The organism is Yersinia sp. J1, from assembly GCF_050586585.1.
GTDB classification, from domain to species: Bacteria; Pseudomonadota; Gammaproteobacteria; order Enterobacterales; family Enterobacteriaceae; genus Yersinia; species Yersinia entomophaga.
The window spans coordinates 499,186-517,253 of record NZ_JBOBDP010000002.1 but is presented as its reverse complement, the minus strand read 5'-3'; the positions used below and the strand labels follow the sequence as shown (position 1 = coordinate 517,253).

Here is an 18,068-nt window from a genome sequence, read left to right as displayed (position 1 = left end):
TATAGAAAGTGAAATTAATCTCTTGGTTGTCTTATACGCTGGGGCCGGGTTTGCTGATAACGCACTCCGCCTTTGCCTCAGTGCCTAATGATGGCAATAGAGATGAATACGTTTTTGAAGAAGCCTTATTACGTGGCTCCCCACTAGGCGAAGGATCACTCGCCAGATTTAATAAAGCGAATAATCTGGAGATCGGCATCTATCAGGTCGATCTCTATATGAATAATCATTTTATCGACAGAATAGATCTGAAATTCACGCAGCAAACCGCTGGGGTTCAGGCCTGTTTTTCTCTCGAACAATTGGCTCAGGCGGGCATTGCCGATAAAGCACTGGCAGAGGCCAAGAAACAAACAGATTGTCAGCCTCTGGAAATTTTATTACCGGGCAACACTCAGCACTTTGATTATTCTTTATTACGCTTCGATCTGGGCGTACCCCAAAGTTTTGTGAAGCAGGTGCCTCGGGGTTATGTCGATCCGAAAAACCTCAACGTCGGCGATAGCATAGGCTTCAGTAATTATAATCTGAACCAATATCACGTAGCTTATAACCGCAACGGCGTCACGCAGAATACCGATTCCACTTATCTTGGGCTAACCAACGGCGTAAACGCCGGCATGTGGCGTTTACGCCAACAGGGCTCCTTTCGCTATGACAATAATCGCGGCGGAAACTGGACGACCACGCGGGTTTACGCTCAACGCGCATTGCCAAGCCTGCGCAGCGAAATCACGCTGGGCGAGGGGTTTTCATCCGGCCAGTTTTTTTCCAGTCTGGGTTTTAGAGGCGTGACCATGGCAACCGACGACCGAATGCTGCCCGATTCCCTTCGCGGCTATGCGCCGGTGGTGCGAGGCATCGCTAAAACCAATGCCAACGTAACGGTTTATCAGAATGATCGTCCTATTTATCAAACTGCCGTGTCTGCGGGGCAATTCGAAATAACCGATCTTTCAGCCACCAACTTTGGTGGCGATTTAACGATCATCATCGCCGAAGCCGACGGTTCCACCAGCAGCTTTCGCGTACCTTTTTCTTCGGTGCCAGAATCACTGCGCCCCGGTTTTTCACGCTACAGTTTTTCCAGCGGCCAGATACGCGATGTGGGGAATGGCGAAACATTTAGCGAGCTAACCTATCAGTACGGTATCAGTAACGCCCTGACCGCTAACGGAGGCCTGCGTTTAGCCTCAGGTTATCAAGGCGTTATGCTCGGCGGCGTGTTCGCTCACTATATTGGCGCTCTGGGCTTCGACACCACTTACTCCAGCGCGCAACTGCCTAATGATGAACATCAAGACGGCTGGATGGTGCGCGCCTCCTTTAGCCGCACCTTTCAGCCGACGGGCACCACGTTATCTCTGGCAGGCTATCGTTATTCCACCGAAGGCTATCGTGATTTAGGCGATGTCATTGGCGTTCGAGCAACCAGTCGCGGTGAAACCTGGCAGTCCGGTAGCTACCAGCAGCGCTCGCGGGTTGAAATGTCGATGAATCAGAGTTTGCAGGACTATGGCTCGCTGTATTTCACCGCCTCGTCGCAGGATTACCGCGATGGCCGCAGTCGGGATAACCAATTGCAGCTAGGTTACGCCACGCTGCTCTGGAATCAGGTCAATGTGAATCTCTCCGTTTCACGCCAGACGACCGGCGGCTCGACCGGCAGCGGCAATTTTGAAGATCCGATAACAGGTATGCCGATCGAAAGCGGCTTACAAACGCCCGCCGGAAAAGAAACGCTGGCACAGCTGTCTCTGTCATTCCCTCTGGGAAGCAGCCCGAGTGCACCTTATGTTTCCATCGGCGCAATTCACAGCAATAGTAGCGGTACCAACTATCAAACCTCTCTTTCAGGCGTCACCGGTGAAGATCAGTCTGCCAGCTACAGCCTGGATTTCTCGCGCAGCCAACGCAATAAAGAAAACACCTGGAGCGGCAGTCTGCAACAACGGTTGCCGGTCACCAGCCTGAGCGGCAGCGCCTCACTCAGTACCGGTTACTGGCAGGCCTCTGGCAGCGCGCGCGGTGCTGTCGCCGTGCACGGCGGTGGCGTCACCCTAGGCCCCTATCTCAGTGAAACCTTTGCGTTAGTGGAAGCCAAAGGTGCCGAAGGAGCCAAAGTGATGTACGGGCAAGGTGCCAGTATCGATCGCTTCGGCTATGCATTGGTGCCGACTTTAACCCCTTATCGCTACAACACTATTTCCCTGGATCCGCAGGGAATGGATTTCAAAACCGAATTACAGGACGGCGAACGCCGCATCGCGCCTTATGCCGGTTCCGCGGTGAAAGTCACTTTCCGTACCCTAAACGGCTATCCGTTGCTCATTACCATCAAGCGTCCGGATACCAGCATCGTTCCGATGGGAGCCAACGTGTATAACCGAGAAAATATCGTGGTGGGCATGGTTGGACAGGCCGGTCAGGCTTATCTGCGTGCCGATGAACGACAGGGAAAACTCACGATTAAATGGGGCGATGGCGACCACCAGCGCTGCATTCTGCCTTACGATTTGGACGGCGTTGATGATAAACAGCCGCTGATCGCTTTTGACGCACTTTGTGCCAATGATATGCACTAATTCAGGAAGTTATATGATGTCATCAACCTCGTATTGCCAAAAAATTACGCTTAAACGCTATTTTCTCCCGCTGGCGCTATTTTCCGTCTCGCTCACACTGAGCCTGCCCGGCTATGCCAAATGCGTCTGGAAAGGATACAACCTGGGCGGCGACAGCAACGGCGCGCCCCTACGCTTTGGCAATATCAATATGACCAGTAATTATATTCAGCCAGTAGATTCTATTCTGGCTTCTAGCATTATCAGTCTGGTTCCGGCGCGAGCGTTAGCCAATCCGGAAACGGTGCTCTACGAGTGCGATCTGGCGGATAAAGACAGTCTGTACGAGGTTTTTGCAACCAATGGCGACAGTAACGTCGGCGGCTATACCAATATGGGGGATAACTATTTCCAAACCTTTTTCCCTTACACCGCGCTGAAACTGATTCACGTGGATTCCGGCATGGAATTCACCCGAATCTGGCAGCAGGTTCGTCTGACTAAATACGACATACTCGGTAATAAAATTCAAATCAAAGGCAAACATTTCAGCCAGATACGCGCAGAGCTAAAAAAAGTCGCCGCGGTGGATCGTACTCCCGGCCCCTCAACCTGGGGCTGTCCCGGCCCGGCGGCAGACACATATTCCGGTAATTACACCTGTAATCAGCCAAATGGCTATGTGGTGTTCAAAGGGCCGGGAGCCGATGTGCCGGAAACGGGCTATGACTCCTCCACCCGCTTCGATACCTGGGGTTCCGGTCGCTATATGGCTTTTGGCATGAATACCGCGCCGGTCTCATCCCTGAGCCGTAAAAACACCTGCGTGGTGCGCAATGTCACCCCTTATGTGGTTTTTCCCACGATTACCGTTAGCGAACTGGCTCAAGACCAAACCCGCAGTGCCAGCATCAATGTCGATGTGGAATGCCAGACTGGAACCATTTCCGGTATCAATAGCGGCCAAACCTCAATCGGTATCCAAACCTCTTTACCGGGGTATTTGAAAGCGCAGGGATTAGGTTTGGTGAATACGGCGGGCGGCGTGAGCTATTTGCTTTCCGATCTGTACGGCACCGACAGCCGCATCGCCACCGGTGTCGGTATCACGCTGGAAGACAGTAGCGGTGCGCCGATGAATTTTGTCGGCTGGGGAGGATGCAGCGGTAACTGTACCTCCACTGCTAATGCTGGGTGGTATCCCATTCTCGCGGGCGCCAATGCCAACGGCAGCAGCGCCGCCGGTTATAACAATTACACCACCCAATTTACCGCTACGCTGAAAAAACTCCCGGGGAGCGCACCAACCGCCGGTAAAATCGATGCCACCGCATACGTTTTGGTGAAAGTACAATGATCCGATTTCATACGCTCTGCACGCGGAAAAACCTGTTATCCGCACTAACCATGTTGCTGCTATTTATCATCAGTCTCAATGCGGATGCCGGTATTGTGGCCTCCGCCACCAGAATAATCTTTCTCCAGGGAGAAAGAGAAAATACCCTAATGCTGGCTAATACCAATAAATATCCCGTAGTGGTACAAAGCTGGATTGATGATGGTGACGTAGACAACACGCCGGATCAGGCCAAAGCCCCTTTCCTGCCGCTGCCTGCGGTTTTTAAAATGCAGCCGGGATCAATGCAAAGCCTGCGTATCATTAGCAAAGGTAATCAACCCGCCAGCGATCGAGAATCCGTTTATTGGCTGAATTTGTACGAGATCCCGCCGAAAGAGCGTTCCAATAATGAAGATAATCCGCAGGTCGCCATGGCGATGAACACCCAAATGAAAGTGTTTTATCGCCCAAAAGGACTGACTCACTCCCCCGAAGCTGCGATGAAGAAAGTGAATTTCACGCTGATACAGAACGCGGGTGAAACACGGCTGCGGAGCCACAATCCCACGCCGTATCACGTCTCTTTCGGGCAAATGACGCTGAGTCTCAAAGGGAAAAAGATTAATATCCTGCAGGAAATGGATATGATGACCCCACCATTCAGCGAACGTGAGTACAGCACCGAAAACCCCCTGCCCGCCAACGCTCACGGAGCCACGCTGACATACAGTTATTTTGACGATAGCGGGGCTCAAATTAGCCAGACTCAATCGCTTTAATCTGCGTCCTGCAGGCTTTCGTTCATCTCCTGAAGCGGTAATACACAGCGATTACCGCTTATTTCCCTGCGGTCTGGCACGCAAATAAGGGCATTTCCTCTGGTATTTCACTGCCCAACGCCCTAAATTATTACCATATTGAATCAATGGGATAATTCCTTTCTTCTTCCTGCCGAGATCCCTATGTCGTTAAAAATGATTGCCAAAGAATTAAAGCTGTCCACCACGACGGTGAGTCGGGCGCTGAACGGCTACAGCGATGTATCCGCCATTACTCGCCAGCGGGTGGAAGCCGTAGCCGAACGTTTGGGCTATCGTCCTAATGCTTTGGCAAGGCGCTTGAAAATGGGTAAAACCGATGCGATTGGGCTAGTTTATCCGTTTCAACCTAACGTGCTTAACGACGCCTCCTTTCTGGAAACCATCAGTACCATCAGCGCCGCGCTGGCACGGCATAATATTGATTTATTGCTGGTTTCAGATGTATCTCATGACCAACATCCGTCGTTTATCCGCCTGATAGAAAGCCAGCGGGTTGACGCGTTGATCGTGGCACACACGCAGCAGAATGACCGTCGTTTACGCTATCTGGCTCAGCATCATTTACCCTTTTTAGCGATGGGCCGCAGCTCACTGGATAGCCCTTATGCCTGGTTCGATTTTGATAATCGCGCCGGAACGCTACTGGCAGTAGAAAAGCTGGTGGAGCTTGGCCATCGACGTATTGCCTATCTGGGGGGAAATAGCCAGCAAACCTATGTTAATCAACGCTTACAAGGTTATCTAGATGGATTGGCTAACCACCAGATTCCGCTGGACGAGGGTTACCAGCAGCCAATTGATAGCAACCGCCGCGCCGGCTATCTGGCCACTCTGCACTTGCTGGCGTTGCCGCAGCCCCCTACCGCCATAGTAACCGACAGTAATATGCTGGGAGACGGCGCAGCAATGGCGTTACAGCAACATAACCTGCTGGGTTCTCAAGGGATTTCATTGATTGTATTTGATGGATTACCGGCTGATTCTTTGGTTGAAACCACCGTCACGCCGATTGTTCAAGAGACTCGTGCTGCGGTTGGAGAAAAAATCGCCGATATGACGTTGGCCTTAATTGAAGGTGCGCCAGTAGAACAGCTACAGGTTTTGTGGCAACCAAAGTTAGGCGTTGGGGACACACTGCACAAAGCAAATTAATACTCTGATTTAAAAAGAAAAAAACCATTCTTTTCACTTAACTCCATCGCTAAATTTAATGTATCCGATGTTTGTTGACTCGATATTATTCTAACTTCATCACAGATCCGAAACGTTTCGGTTTAAGCCGAAACGTTTCGGATCAATGCTAATCCTCACTGATTCATTCCTAGCTTACCGAGAGGATTATATGGAACCAAGCATCCTGCGACTGGAAAGCCCAGCCACTGACGTCATCATTCGTTGCCAGCCATATGCAGAAATTCTTTATTGGGGACCGCACCTGCACAGTTTCAATGCCGAAGATATTCAAACCCTGAATCGGGCAGTGCCACACGGACGTTTAGACGTTGACGTACCGCTAACGCTGGCGGCAGAACTGGGGCATGGCCTGTTCGGAAGCCCCAGCGTGGAAGGACATCGAGACGGAAAGGACTGGTCGCCGGTGTTTGTTACCACCCAAATCGAGCATAAAAATAATCAGCTAACGATTATTGGCGAAGATGATATCGCGGGACTGCGCCTGACCTCAGAGCTGAATCTGGATAGCGCCAGTGGCGTTCTTAGCCTGCGTAACAGCTTAACCAATTTGGGCTGCGAAAATTACTGGCTGGATCGTCTGGCGCTGACGCTGCCAGTCAATGAAACGGCCGATGAAGTGATGGCTTTCCATGGTCGCTGGGTAAAAGAGTTCCAGCCCCACCGCGTGACCTTGCAGCACGGTAGCTATCAGCAGGAAAACCGCCGGGGTCGTAGCTCCCACGAGTATTTCCCCGGCATGGTGCTCGGCTGCCACGGTTATAGTGAACAACAAGGTAAAGTTTGGGGTATTCATTTGGGCTGGAGCGGCAACCATCGTCTGCGCGCCGATGTGAAAACCGATGGACGTCGCCTGCTTCAGGCCGAAGCGCTATATTTACCGGGTGAAGTCAGTTTGGCGGAAGGAGAAAGCCAGTCCACGCCTTGGCTGTATGCCAGCCATTCTAATCACGGGCTGAATGGCATGAGCCAACAGTTACACCGCTTCGTGCGTCAACACATTGTCCACTTCCCGCAGCCCAAAGCCCGGCCGGTGCATCTAAATACCTGGGAAGGCATCTATTTCGATCACAACCCGCAGTACATTATGTCGATGGCTCGGCAGGCGGCCGACCTAGGCGTCGAGCGCTTTATTATCGACGATGGCTGGTTCCAAGGAAGAAATCACGATAGAGCGGCGTTGGGAGACTGGTATCTGGATGAAAAGAAATACCCCAACGGCTTGCAACCTGTTATCCAGCAGGTGAAAGATCTGGGCATGGAGTTCGGTATCTGGGTCGAACCCGAAATGGTTAATCCGAACTCTGATTTATATCGTGCACACCCGGACTGGCTATTGGCGCTTCCCGGCTATCAACAGCCGACCGGACGCTGGCAATACGTGTTGGATTTACAAAATCCGGCGGTCTTCGATTATCTGCTAGCGCGAATGGACTGGCTGCTGGGTGAGCATGACATCGATTATGTAAAATGGGATATGAATCGGGAAATCGTTCAGCCCGGTCATCAGGGCCGCGCGGGGTCAACCGGGCAAGCCGAAGCGCTGTATCGTCTACTTGATACTTTGCAATTGCATCATCCTCACGTCGAATTTGAATCCTGCGCCTCCGGCGGCGGTCGTATTGACTATGAAATTCTCAAACGCACCCATCGCTTCTGGCCTTCAGATAACAATGACGCATTGGAACGCCAGAAAATTCAACGCGGTATGAGTTATTTCTTCCCGCCGGAAGTCATGGGAAGCCATATTGGTGGCAAACTCTGCCACACCACTTATCGGCAGCACAATATCGCTTTTCGTGGACTGACTGCGCTATTTGGCCATATGGGCGTGGAATTGGATCCGGTGAAAGAAAGCAGCGAAGAACAGCGCGGTTTTGCCCGCTATATCGCCCTGCACAAATCTTTGCGACCTTTATTACACAGTGGCAACGTAGTGCGGCTGGATAGCCACGATCCCACGACCCTGCTGCACGGCGTAGTCAGCGAATCGCAGGATCAGGCGCTACTGATTGTCAGCCAACTGGCGATGCCAACCTGGTCTCTGCCTGGTCAGTTACGTATGCCTTATCTACGTCCAGAGGCTCGTTACCGCGTTAGCCTGCTGGACGTACCGGAACTGATTAGCGTCGAGCAAGGCGGGCATACCATGAAAGTATTACCCCCATGGATGATTCAGCCGATCGAAGCCAATGGAGAATGGCTGGCACAGGTTGGTTTAGCTTTACCGGTGCTGGATCCTGAAAGTGCCATTTTGATCAAGTTCGAACAATTGTAATTCCCGTTGGTAATGCGCGGCGAGGTTCGTCGCGCTTTCCCTGATGAATAACCCTGGCAGGCACCTGGCCGAGAACGATAACCAGCGAACCTGTGCAGAACATATTGAGTACCTTACGGGGGTTGTATGCAAAGTAACCCATTCTTTAATAAGAATAACTCTAACTTTTGGATTTTTGGTTGGTTTGTCTTTTTCTATTTTTTTATTATGGCAGCCTGTTTCCCTTTCCTGCCGATTTGGTTAGCCGACGTGATTGGCCTGAGCAAAACCGATACCGGAATCGTCTTTTCCTCTCTATCGTTATTCGCCATTTGCTTTCAACCGGTATTCGGCGTGCTTTCGGATAAACTGGGGCTGAAAAAGCATCTACTCTGGACGATTACCCTACTGCTAATCTTCTTTGCTCCTTTCTTCCTGTATATCTTCGCGCCGCTGCTGAAATACAACACGCTGCTCGGATCCTTGGTTGGCGGAGCCTATCTGGGTTTTGTTTTCTCCGGCGGCTCCGGCGCTATCGAAGCTTATGTCGAGCGAGTTAGCCGTACCAGCGGATTTGAATACGGACAAGCGCGGATGTTTGGCTGTTTTGGCTGGGGAATCTGCGCCTCTACCGCCGGAATACTGTTTAACGTCAATCCGGACCTGGTGTTTTGGATGGGATCAGGCAGCGCTCTGATATTGGCCACATTACTGTTAATAGCCAAACCTCATAAAAACCGCTCCGCCGAAGTAATGAATCAATTAGGCGCCAACGAATCGCTATTTAACCTGAAAATGGTCGGCGAACTGTTTAAAATGCCCAAGCTGTGGCTATTTATTCTGTATATCATCGGCGTTGCCTGCGTCTATGACGTTTTCGATCAACAGTTTGCCAATTTCTTTAAGTCCTTCTTTGAGTCGAAACAACGTGGCACCGAAATATTTGGCTATGTCACCACGCTTGGAGAATTGGCCAACGCCCTGCTGATGTTCTGCGCACCCTGGATTATTAACCGCATTGGTAGCAAAAATGCGCTACTGATGGCTGGGATGTTTATGTCGATCCGTATTTTTGGCTCGGCTTTCGCCACAACGCCGCTGGAAGTGATTTGCCTGAAGATGCTGCACGCTTTTGAGGTTCCCTTCCTGCTCATTGGTTCCTTCAAATACATTACCTCAGTATTTGACGTGCGATTTTCCGCCACCATCTATTTAATTGGTTTTTGCTTCTCCAAACAGGTAGCGGCGATATTTCTCTCGGCCTTTGCAGGCAAAATGTATGACCAGATCGGTTTCAGCCATACCTATTTCATTCTTGGCTCGATTGCTCTGAGTTTTACCCTGCTTTCGGCCTTCACTCTCAGTGGCAAAGGGGTTTTAGATAATCTTTTCCCACGAATATTACTGCGCAGAAGTAAAGCCTAAGCGTTGTTCTTTCTTATTTCTCCTTATCAACCTCATTCCCCTTTGTTACAGGCAAAGGGGAAAAGAAATAAAACAGCATAATCTTGCACCATAACGAGCTGATTTTGCTGAAAAACAAGACAATAAGCTCATTCTCTCAGCAAACGCACGTTTTTAATGGTTTTCTACTTTGACAAACCCGTCCGCCCTCGCTATTATTCGCCTCGTTCACACGATTCCTCTGTAGTTCAGTCGGTAGAACGGCGGACTGTTAATCCGTATGTCACTGGTTCGAGTCCAGTCAGAGGAGCCATATTAAAGAAGCCTGATTAAGGAAACTTAGTCGGGCTTTTTGCTATTGCAAATAATGTAATTATCCGGCAAATAACATTGCCAGGCATTCCCAACAACGCCATCGCTCAAATGTGCTAAATGGCGATTATTTATGCCCATGATTACGCTAAATCAAAGGTTTTCCTAACTCGCGGGTTTGGATATTCACTTTCAATAGATAAAAAAAGAGCCAGACATCAATCTGGCTCTCCAATCTTTAAACTAAATCGCTCAGGTTACTTAACTTCGCCCATTGCTTTCAGTTTTTTCGACAGTTCACGACGTTCTTTCGACAGATCGGCATTTTTGATGATGTAATCATCAACACGATCTTCATAGTCGCTGCGCATGTTAGCGATAATGCCCTGCACGTCTTCAATACTCATGCCAGGTTTGATGTATTCGCCCAAGTTATCGAGCAACAGAACGCGTTTTTGGTTATCACGAATTTTCTTTTCGTTATCGACAATTTCACGCTGCAATTTATTTTTGCGACGAAACATACGCACGAACTCCAAAACGTCCTGGAAAGTTGGCTTGCTTACATTTTCCATTTTCACACCTTAGCTAAGTTTTACACAAATTCAATTGCTGACGGCCGGTTGTCTGTTCACCATCACGTCGTGACAACACGCGATCTTAACAATACAGGTTAGCAGCCATCAGAGACAAGATTCATTGACTTATCTTACCTTTTTTACCCGTCAGACAGAAATTTCATCGCCTTTCGCGTCCAAATAATCGGCTAGCGTCGCATGGTCATCTCAATCAAATCGCCCAGTTCTTTCAATTGGCGGGTAATTTCTATGCTCAACCACACATAGCCATAAATAGGCGCCTCGATTTGCTGATTTTTGGTAGCAACTTCAAGCAGTTTTTCCAATTCTACGCTGATCTCACTCAATTCGCTGGCGGCGACCTCCTCATACTCCGGCTGGCCGCTGAGCAGGCACTGACTTAAATTATCCATAGTACGAATAGTTAGCAACTGAGTATGGCGCAGAGTTTGGACATTCAGCAGTAAAAAATGGCTTTCGCGAGACGACCAATAGGCATCGGCCAACAGTTCCAGCGTAGAAACCACATTGCGATACAGAGTTTGAATCGCATTAAATACCTCTTTATCAATACCCGATTCTTTGGTCGCCGAAGCGATATAACCGCGCATTTTGACCAATCGCGCTAACTCGCTTTTCATTTTGTCCTCTAAACGAGGACGATCGACCACATTAGGTGATAAATAAGCAGCATAGATAGTGCCGATGGCGTGGAGGCTGGTGCTTAATTGCATACGCCAATGGGTAAAAGCCCGCTGCGGATAAATGCTAGTAAATAACAACGCGAGTAAAGAACCCAAAATAACATCGGCGCTGCGCCACAGAGCGGTACTCATATCGACCGAGCCGGAACCGCAAACTAATGCCAAGGTTACACCGATCAATAAAGCCATATAAGGCCGATTGCCCAAGGTTAAATAACCGCAGACAAACATCACTACAAAGCACCAAGCGAGCATAGCGGTTAGAGAATATTGTTGAAGATACAGCGCGACCAGACCCGAAGCTGCCCCGCAGAGAGTTCCGCCAATACGTTGAATAGCGCGAGAAAAGACGTTTCCCCAATAGGAAAGCGGCCCCATCACCACGACCAAAGTAATTAGCGCCCAAGTGGCATCAGGGAAGGCAAGTAAACGCAGGATAAGAAAGGTTAGGACAAAGGCCACGCTAATTCGTAAAGCGTGGGCAATACGGTAATTGCTATAAATCAAATTATCCAGTGGCGTAATTGCTTTATCAAGGCGCACAGCACACTCACCCTATTCGTCAGGAAAGGGCTAATTCTAGCGGAGTAACCAACATCTGGCACTCCGCCAAACATGATAAAATATGACAATCTTGGCAATTGTTGTTGCCGGGTAAGAAGGTGTACTAATTTTATTTAAAATCGATGGCCATTTGTTCCTGAATGGTTAAACCGCGGCTGGACTCTACGCAACAGGCGACATAATCCGTAAAGCGCGGCGGCTTTGCCATTCCCAAACTCAATAGTCGCTGATTATTAAAGCGCACATTTAGCATGGCGAATGAGCCATATAACCGCATAGCTTTTAGCATTAAGCGTTCATTACAAGGCCCAAATATATTTTTCAGCTGATTACGCATTTGTACCAAGGCACCGTAATCAACCTGCATATAATTTATTCCCACTGGTTTTTGTTTCGCAGCCAGAGACATCGCATTATCTATTTCGGCAAAACTAACGCTATTCTCTTCACCGGCAGAGATATGATAAATATAGTCAGGTAATTCTGGATGTAATAATAAGCAGACCAATGCATCTGCGCAGTAATCGACAGGAATAACGTCAATATGATCGTCCAGAGAACACATAAACTTCCGCATCATTAATGCCATACGGAAGACCCAGAATATACTGCTGGAAGGCTGGCAGCCTAAGCGGGTATGGCCAACAACAATAGACGGTCGGGCGAACACCAGCGGTAAATCAGGACATTGTTCTGAAAGCAGATTTTCAATGGTTGATTTGGATTTGGTGTATTCGACTAAATGCGCCTCACTGGCCGGAGATAATACCTGCTCATCAACCAGACTTCCTGCATCCGGCGTACAAGACATCGCCGTACCAACGTGTACAAAGCGTTTTAAACCTGTCACCTGAGCCATACGTTTGGCAAAGGCCAGTGTGCCTTCAACGTTAACCTTCCAGATTAACGGATTATTGCCAAAAGAGGCTACCGCCGCACAGTTGATAACATGAGTAACCTCATCCAACCGAGGATCGGAAATAAAACTTTCTGGCTCAGCCAAATCACCTAATAATATATGTCGTTCTGTAACTTTATTCAGATTTTGGGGCGAAAGATAAAATTTTTCTAAATTATGTTTGATACGGGCTAAGCCTTGCTCTGGTGTATTAGCCCGAACCAATAATAAATAATTAAAATCCGAATTTTCTATCAGAAGCTTTTCCAGCACTGCCCCGCCCAGAAAGCCCGTTGCCCCGGTCAATAAAAGTGTTTTCACCGTTTCAAACCCTGTTAAGTATTTTATGTCGAGCATTGTATAAAGGGCTGAGTAAACGGAAGTTAAATAACTCGTTTAATGAATCATTAAAGTCAAAGTTATTTAATTTATAAATGATTCAATATTTTTTTAAGTATAAATATCATTATGTTCCGATTCACATGCGGGGTCGTTCTCATCTTATCTAACTAGGGTAACCCGAGATCCCCTCGGTTTTAGTGATGATAAAACTGACGTGAAAACTATGCTGAGATGATATTCTTGTTACAAAGTGAGTGGCTGCCGTGGGTAAATCTCAGCCCCTAAGCCAGAGTCAATAAAGGTCAATACAAAAGAATGGCAAAACCAACCTCATCACCGACGTTTTACGTCCATGATTACGAGACTTTTGGTCAACATCCGGCGCTGGATCGTCCGGCGCAGTTTGCTGGTGTGCGAACCGATCTGGATTTCAATATCATCGAAGAGCCATTGGTGGTGTATTGCACTCCGGCGGACGATTATCTGCCACAGCCCGAGGCGGTGATGATTACCGGCATTACGCCGCAAACCGCGCTGGCCAAAGGCGTCAACGAGGCTGAGTTTTCCCAACGGATTCATCAGGCTTTTAGCGTGCCCGGAACCTGTATTTTGGGTTACAACAATATTCGATTTGATGATGAAGTCAGCCGTAATATCTTTTATCGCAACTTCTACGATCCTTACGCCTACAGCTGGCAAAATGGTAATTCTCGTTGGGATTTACTGGATGTTATGCGCGCATGTTATGCCTTGCGTCCGGAAGGCATTATCTGGCCGGAAAATGACGACGGCCTGCCGAGCTTTAAACTGGAACATCTGACCAAAGCCAATGGCGTAGAACATTTACAGGCTCATGACGCGATGTCTGACGTACATGCCACCATTGCGATGGCAAAACTGGTTAAGCAGGCGCAACCTCGGTTGTTTGATTATCTCTATCAGCATCGTAATAAGCATAAAATCAATTCGTTAATCGACATTGCCGAGATGACTCCGCTGGTGCACGTTTCCGGCATGTTTGGTGCTGCGCGAGGTAACACCAGCTGGGTTGCACCTCTGGCCTGGCACCCGGATAACAAAAACGCCGTCATCATGTGCGATCTGGCCGGAGATATGTCGCCGCTGCTGGAACTGGATACCGACGCCTTGCGTGAACGCTTATATACTCGTCGAGACCAGCTTTCTGCCAATCAATCTTCTGTGCCAATCAAACTGGTGCATATCAATAAGTGTCCAGTGCTGGCTCCAGCGAAAACTCTGCTGGCAGAGAATGCCGAACGTTTAGGTATCGATCGCCAACGTTGCCTGCAAAATTTGCAATTATTGCGACAAAACCCGCAGATACGCGAAAAAGTAGTTGCCCTGTTTGCTGAAGCCCCGCCTTTTGCTGCATCCAACGATGTGGATGCCCAGCTTTATGACGGCTTCTTTAGTGACGCCGATCGAGCGGCAATGAAGATTATTCAGCAAACTGCGCCGCAAAATCTGCCTGCGCTGGATCTGAGTTTTCAGGATCGACGTTTGGATGAGTTGCTGTTCCGTTTTCGCGCCAGAAACTACCCCAATACTCTGGATGACAGCGAGCAGCAGCGCTGGCTTAACCATCGCCGCGAAGTGCTAAGCCCTGAGCGGGTACAGGAGTATGTGCAGCAATTGGAGCAATTCTACAATCTGTATGAAAGTGATAAAGATAAATTGGAGCTATTAAAATCATTGTACGATTATGCTCGCGAATTAGTGAGTTAACTTCTCGCCAAAATGATTACCCGGCGGTGCTATTCAGTCCGCCGATAACACCAATATTGAACATCAGGTTGCCGAGTCGTGCAGATCAGCACTGATAATAAAACAGCGTATTTCGCCCTATTCCAACGGCCAATTCTTTTTACCCGCAGATTGCGGACAAAAAAACGGAGCCAATCGGCTCCGCTTTTCATCACAAATCAATCAAGTTTTATTATCGTGCAAGTTCTTCATTGAACTGCGGTAATGCCTGACGGAAAACACGGGTTTTCCACAGCATATACGCCAGACCAATCGCCCCCCAAACCAGACCTAAGGTCATTGAGCTGCTTTCCAGGTTCATCCACAGCACGCCGACGGTACCTGCACCAATTACCGGCAGAATCAGGTAGTTGATGTGATCCTTAAGGGTACGGTTCAGGCGCTCCCGGATATAGAACTGGGAGATAACCGACAGGTTAACAAAGGTAAACGCCACCAGCGCACCAAAGTTAATCAACGCCGTTGCGGTAACCAGGTCGAAAGACACCGCAGACAACGCTACGCCACCGACCAACAGCACATTGATGGCCGGAGTACGCCATTTCGGATGCACGTAACCGAACACTTTCTCTGGGAATACACCATCGCGGCCCATGACGTACAGCAGTCGGGAAACCCCGGCGTGCGCCGCCATGCCTGAAGCCAGTACCGTGACGCAAGAGAAGCACAGAATCACAGACTGGAAGAACTTACCGGCCACGAACAGCATGATTTCCGGCTGTGACGCATCAGGATCGCTGAAGCGCGAGATGTCCGGGAAATATAACTGCAAGAAATAAGATACCGCGATAAAGATAATGCCGCCGATTAACGCCGTCAGGAAAATGGCTTTCGGAATCACTTTGCCGGCATTTGGCGTTTCTTCAGACAATGAGCTGATACCGTCAAACCCAAGGAATGAGAAACAGAGTATCGTCGCACCGGTTATCATCGGCACCAAATGGGCATTCTCTGAATAGAACGGCTTGGTGCTAACTAATGTACCCGCACCTTCACCCTGATAAACGCCATGAATCAATAGCCCGACGAATACCACCATAATCGCTACCTGTACCACCACAATGATGGAGTTCAGGTTAGCAACCACGTTGATGCCGCGCAGGTTGAACAAGGTCATCAGGCTGACCAACGCCCCAACGAAGATCCACGAAGGCACGCCGGGGAAGATGGCTTCCAGATAAATTTTTGCCAGCAGAATGTTGATCATTGGCATGAACAGATAGTCCAGCAATGACGACCAACCCACCATAAAGCCAACGTGTGGGCTAATGGATTTCTGCGCGTAGGTGTAGGCCGAGCCCGCGGACGGGAAGCGTTTCACCAATTTGCCATAGCTAACGGCGGTAAAGAGAACCGCGATCAAAGCGATGGCGTAAGAAGTCGCGACGTGACCATCGGTCAAGCCTGAAACAATACCAAAAGTATCAAAAATGGTCATCGGCTGCAGATAAGCAAGCCCCATCATAACCACTTGAACCAACGTCAGAGTTTTTCTGAGTTGGACGCGATTGTTGGTGCCTGTCTGATTGGTGCCGACCTGAACAGCTGTATTAAGCGACATGATTCAGCCTCCCCATACCTTCGACCAGATTTGTGTTTGTACCACAAAGTCGAGAGGTGACGGGGAAACTTCGTATCTGCCTGGGATACGCAAGTGGGGTAATGAAAGCGGAATAGCGGGTTGAAAAAATGCCTGCTGCCCCATAATCGCTGCGTGTGCAGCGCATGCCGGTAGGCACCGACGCTAAAGTGAACAATTGCCCCATCTTTCTTTCCTCATAACGGCGATTTCATGGTGTGAATAATCGCACGCGGACCTATTTATCTATCCGGATCGATGCCCGGCCTCTTGATTTGTGAAAACACGAATGCAAAAAAATAACCGACGAGTTATTTAAAACGTCGGCTATTTCTTGGCGCGTATTCTGCCCTAATCCGAGATGAAAAGACAAGACGTTAAAACCATCCCAAACCAGTTTATTTCGCTCTGCGAAGAAAAAAAGCCCTTACCACGCCTTATAAGGCCTGCGCAGCGATGTCTACCTGCTCAATTGCCGCCCGTATTTTCTGTTTATTCAGGCTAATTGGCAGTGCGTGGATGGACTCTCCCGGCTTAAGAATTCGGGTAATCACTTGTTCAATGGCATCACGGTCGCGAATATTGACGTCTAGCGCGGCCAGATGGGTTGGTAAGCCCCAGACTTTAAAGGCAGCAATCAGGTCTTTCAACGCCTGTTCCTGCCCCAGCAAAGCGGTTTGTACCAGAATTCCGTAGGCCACTTTTGTTCCATGCAGGAAACGTGCGGTTTGCGGCAATACCGTCAATCCGTTGTGTACCGCATGCGCCGCCGCCACGCGGGTGAAACGCTCGCCTAATCCCCCCACCATGCCGCCACCGGCAATAATTGCGTCAACTACATCGAGGAAATCCTGCGTTAATTCGCGCCGCGCGACTGCCTGCAATGCCGCCTCGCTCTGTTCCAATAGAACATTACGCACATCCAGCGCCGCCTGTAGACCCAGACGCACCGTCAACGGTAAGGATTTAGGATCGCTGCTTAATACAACGGCTTCATACCATTTAGCCAAGGTATCGCCGATACCGGCCAGCAGATAGGCCACAGGAGCCTGCAAAATAATACGCGGTTCAACCAAAACCAAATGGTTAGCATCATTGAAAATTTCATAATTCAGCGCCTGCCCCTGCTCGGTATACCACACGGATAGAGGCGTCCAGGCGGCGCAGGTCGCGGCAATGGTAGGAATGACCACCAGCGGTAGGCCTAAGCGTCGTGCTACCACTTTAGCGGTATCCAGGACGCCACCGCCGCCAACGCCGATCACCACCTGGCGCTCGGAACCGGCCACACTGACCAGTTCTGCCACGGTGGATTCACTGCAATGGCTGTTAAAGCGCGCCTTAATAGCATTGGCGGAATGAAATTCCGCTGGCAGATAATCCTGCGCGGCGTTTAATGCTCGTTCACCATAAATCCACAGCGCTTTTTCCAATACGGGCTGTGGATAGAATTCACTCAGCTTATCGATAGCACCGGTAAAAGAATAATAGTTGGCAGGCCCTACCTGCACGCGGATTGTGTTCGCACTCATGCCATTTCCTTGCTGATGTTATGAATTTTTTTCAGTTGTTATCAACGGCGATTATTATTACTTTCTAACCTGTCTTAATCCTGTCCGGTCTGATTCATCTTAATGGCTAAGCCAAAGATGTTTAATAATTATTTGCTATAGCTTAACCCTATTAGTTCATTGCTAATGATTTAAAACATGTTAAAAAACACCGAGAAC

General features: G+C 49.2%; 12 protein-coding genes and 1 tRNA gene. 8 read left to right on the top strand and 5 right to left on the bottom strand.

Going from position 1 to position 18,068, the window contains the following annotated elements:
* Positions 1-8: 8 nt before the first annotated feature.
* The 7 genes from ACQ4OC_RS06905 (at position 9) to ACQ4OC_RS06875 (ending at position 9,889) form a co-directional block, all read left to right on the top strand.
* Positions 9-2,585, top strand: coding sequence for a fimbria/pilus outer membrane usher protein (locus tag ACQ4OC_RS06905; protein WP_064517510.1), 2,577 nt, complete (start codon positions 9-11; stop codon positions 2,583-2,585).
* A gap of 16 nt (positions 2,586-2,601) precedes the next feature.
* The gene (locus tag ACQ4OC_RS06900; RefSeq protein WP_084414387.1) at positions 2,602-3,921 is read left to right on the top strand and encodes a fimbrial protein; all 1,320 of its coding nucleotides are present in this window, start codon (positions 2,602-2,604) and stop codon (positions 3,919-3,921) included.
* Positions 3,918-4,682: a fimbrial biogenesis chaperone gene (locus ACQ4OC_RS06895; RefSeq protein ID WP_084414347.1), complete on the top strand. Its 765-nt coding sequence runs from the start codon at positions 3,918-3,920 to the stop codon at positions 4,680-4,682. Before ACQ4OC_RS06900 ends, ACQ4OC_RS06895 begins: the two co-directional genes overlap by 4 nt.
* Positions 4,683-4,865: 183 nt before the next feature.
* Positions 4,866-5,876 carry a substrate-binding domain-containing protein gene (locus ACQ4OC_RS06890; RefSeq protein WP_430971040.1) on the top strand — a complete coding sequence of 337 codons (1,011 nt, stop codon included), beginning with the start codon at positions 4,866-4,868 and terminating at the stop codon, positions 5,874-5,876.
* 190 nt (positions 5,877-6,066) lie between these two features.
* Positions 6,067-8,193 (top strand): alpha-galactosidase, encoded by a 2,127-nt coding sequence (locus ACQ4OC_RS06885; protein ID WP_064517505.1) that lies wholly within the window; start codon positions 6,067-6,069, stop codon positions 8,191-8,193.
* A 126-nt stretch (positions 8,194-8,319) separates the two neighbouring features.
* Positions 8,320-9,597 (top strand): MFS transporter, encoded by a 1,278-nt coding sequence (locus ACQ4OC_RS06880; RefSeq protein WP_430971039.1) that lies wholly within the window; start codon positions 8,320-8,322, stop codon positions 9,595-9,597.
* Between the two features lie 216 nt (positions 9,598-9,813).
* A tRNA-Asn gene (locus tag ACQ4OC_RS06875) sits at positions 9,814-9,889 on the top strand.
* 256 nt (positions 9,890-10,145) lie between these two features.
* On the opposite strand, the gene tmaR is transcribed toward ACQ4OC_RS06875, so the two are convergent.
* The 3 genes from tmaR to ACQ4OC_RS06860 all read right to left on the bottom strand — a co-directional run bounded on the left by tmaR (position 10,146) and on the right by ACQ4OC_RS06860 (position 12,953).
* Entirely contained in the window at positions 10,146-10,463 is a 318-nt protein-coding gene (tmaR, locus tag ACQ4OC_RS06870) for a PTS system regulator TmaR (protein ID WP_064517499.1), read from the bottom strand.
* A gap of 191 nt (positions 10,464-10,654) precedes the next feature.
* Complete coding sequence (locus ACQ4OC_RS06865) at positions 10,655-11,713, bottom strand: FUSC family protein (protein ID WP_430971038.1); 1,059 nt, start codon at positions 11,711-11,713, stop codon at positions 10,655-10,657.
* Positions 11,714-11,843: 130 nt separating this feature from the next.
* Entirely contained in the window at positions 11,844-12,953 is a 1,110-nt protein-coding gene (locus ACQ4OC_RS06860) for an SDR family oxidoreductase (RefSeq protein ID WP_064517494.1), read from the bottom strand.
* Positions 12,954-13,289: 336 nt separating this feature from the next.
* Between ACQ4OC_RS06860 and sbcB the strand changes: the two genes are divergently transcribed.
* Positions 13,290-14,720: an exodeoxyribonuclease I gene (gene sbcB, locus ACQ4OC_RS06855; protein WP_064517492.1), complete on the top strand. Its 1,431-nt coding sequence runs from the start codon at positions 13,290-13,292 to the stop codon at positions 14,718-14,720.
* Positions 14,721-14,931: 211 nt separating this feature from the next.
* Here the strand turns inward: sbcB and ACQ4OC_RS06850 are convergent, their stop codons facing one another.
* Both ACQ4OC_RS06850 and ACQ4OC_RS06845 read right to left on the bottom strand, forming a co-directional pair.
* Positions 14,932-16,320, bottom strand: coding sequence for an APC family permease (locus ACQ4OC_RS06850; RefSeq protein ID WP_064517489.1), 1,389 nt, complete (start codon positions 16,318-16,320; stop codon positions 14,932-14,934).
* Positions 16,321-16,775: 455 nt separating this feature from the next.
* A complete protein-coding gene (locus ACQ4OC_RS06845) occupies positions 16,776-17,870 on the bottom strand; it encodes an oxidoreductase (RefSeq protein WP_064517486.1) in 1,095 nt (364 codons plus the stop codon).
* Positions 17,871-18,068 lie beyond the last annotated feature (198 nt).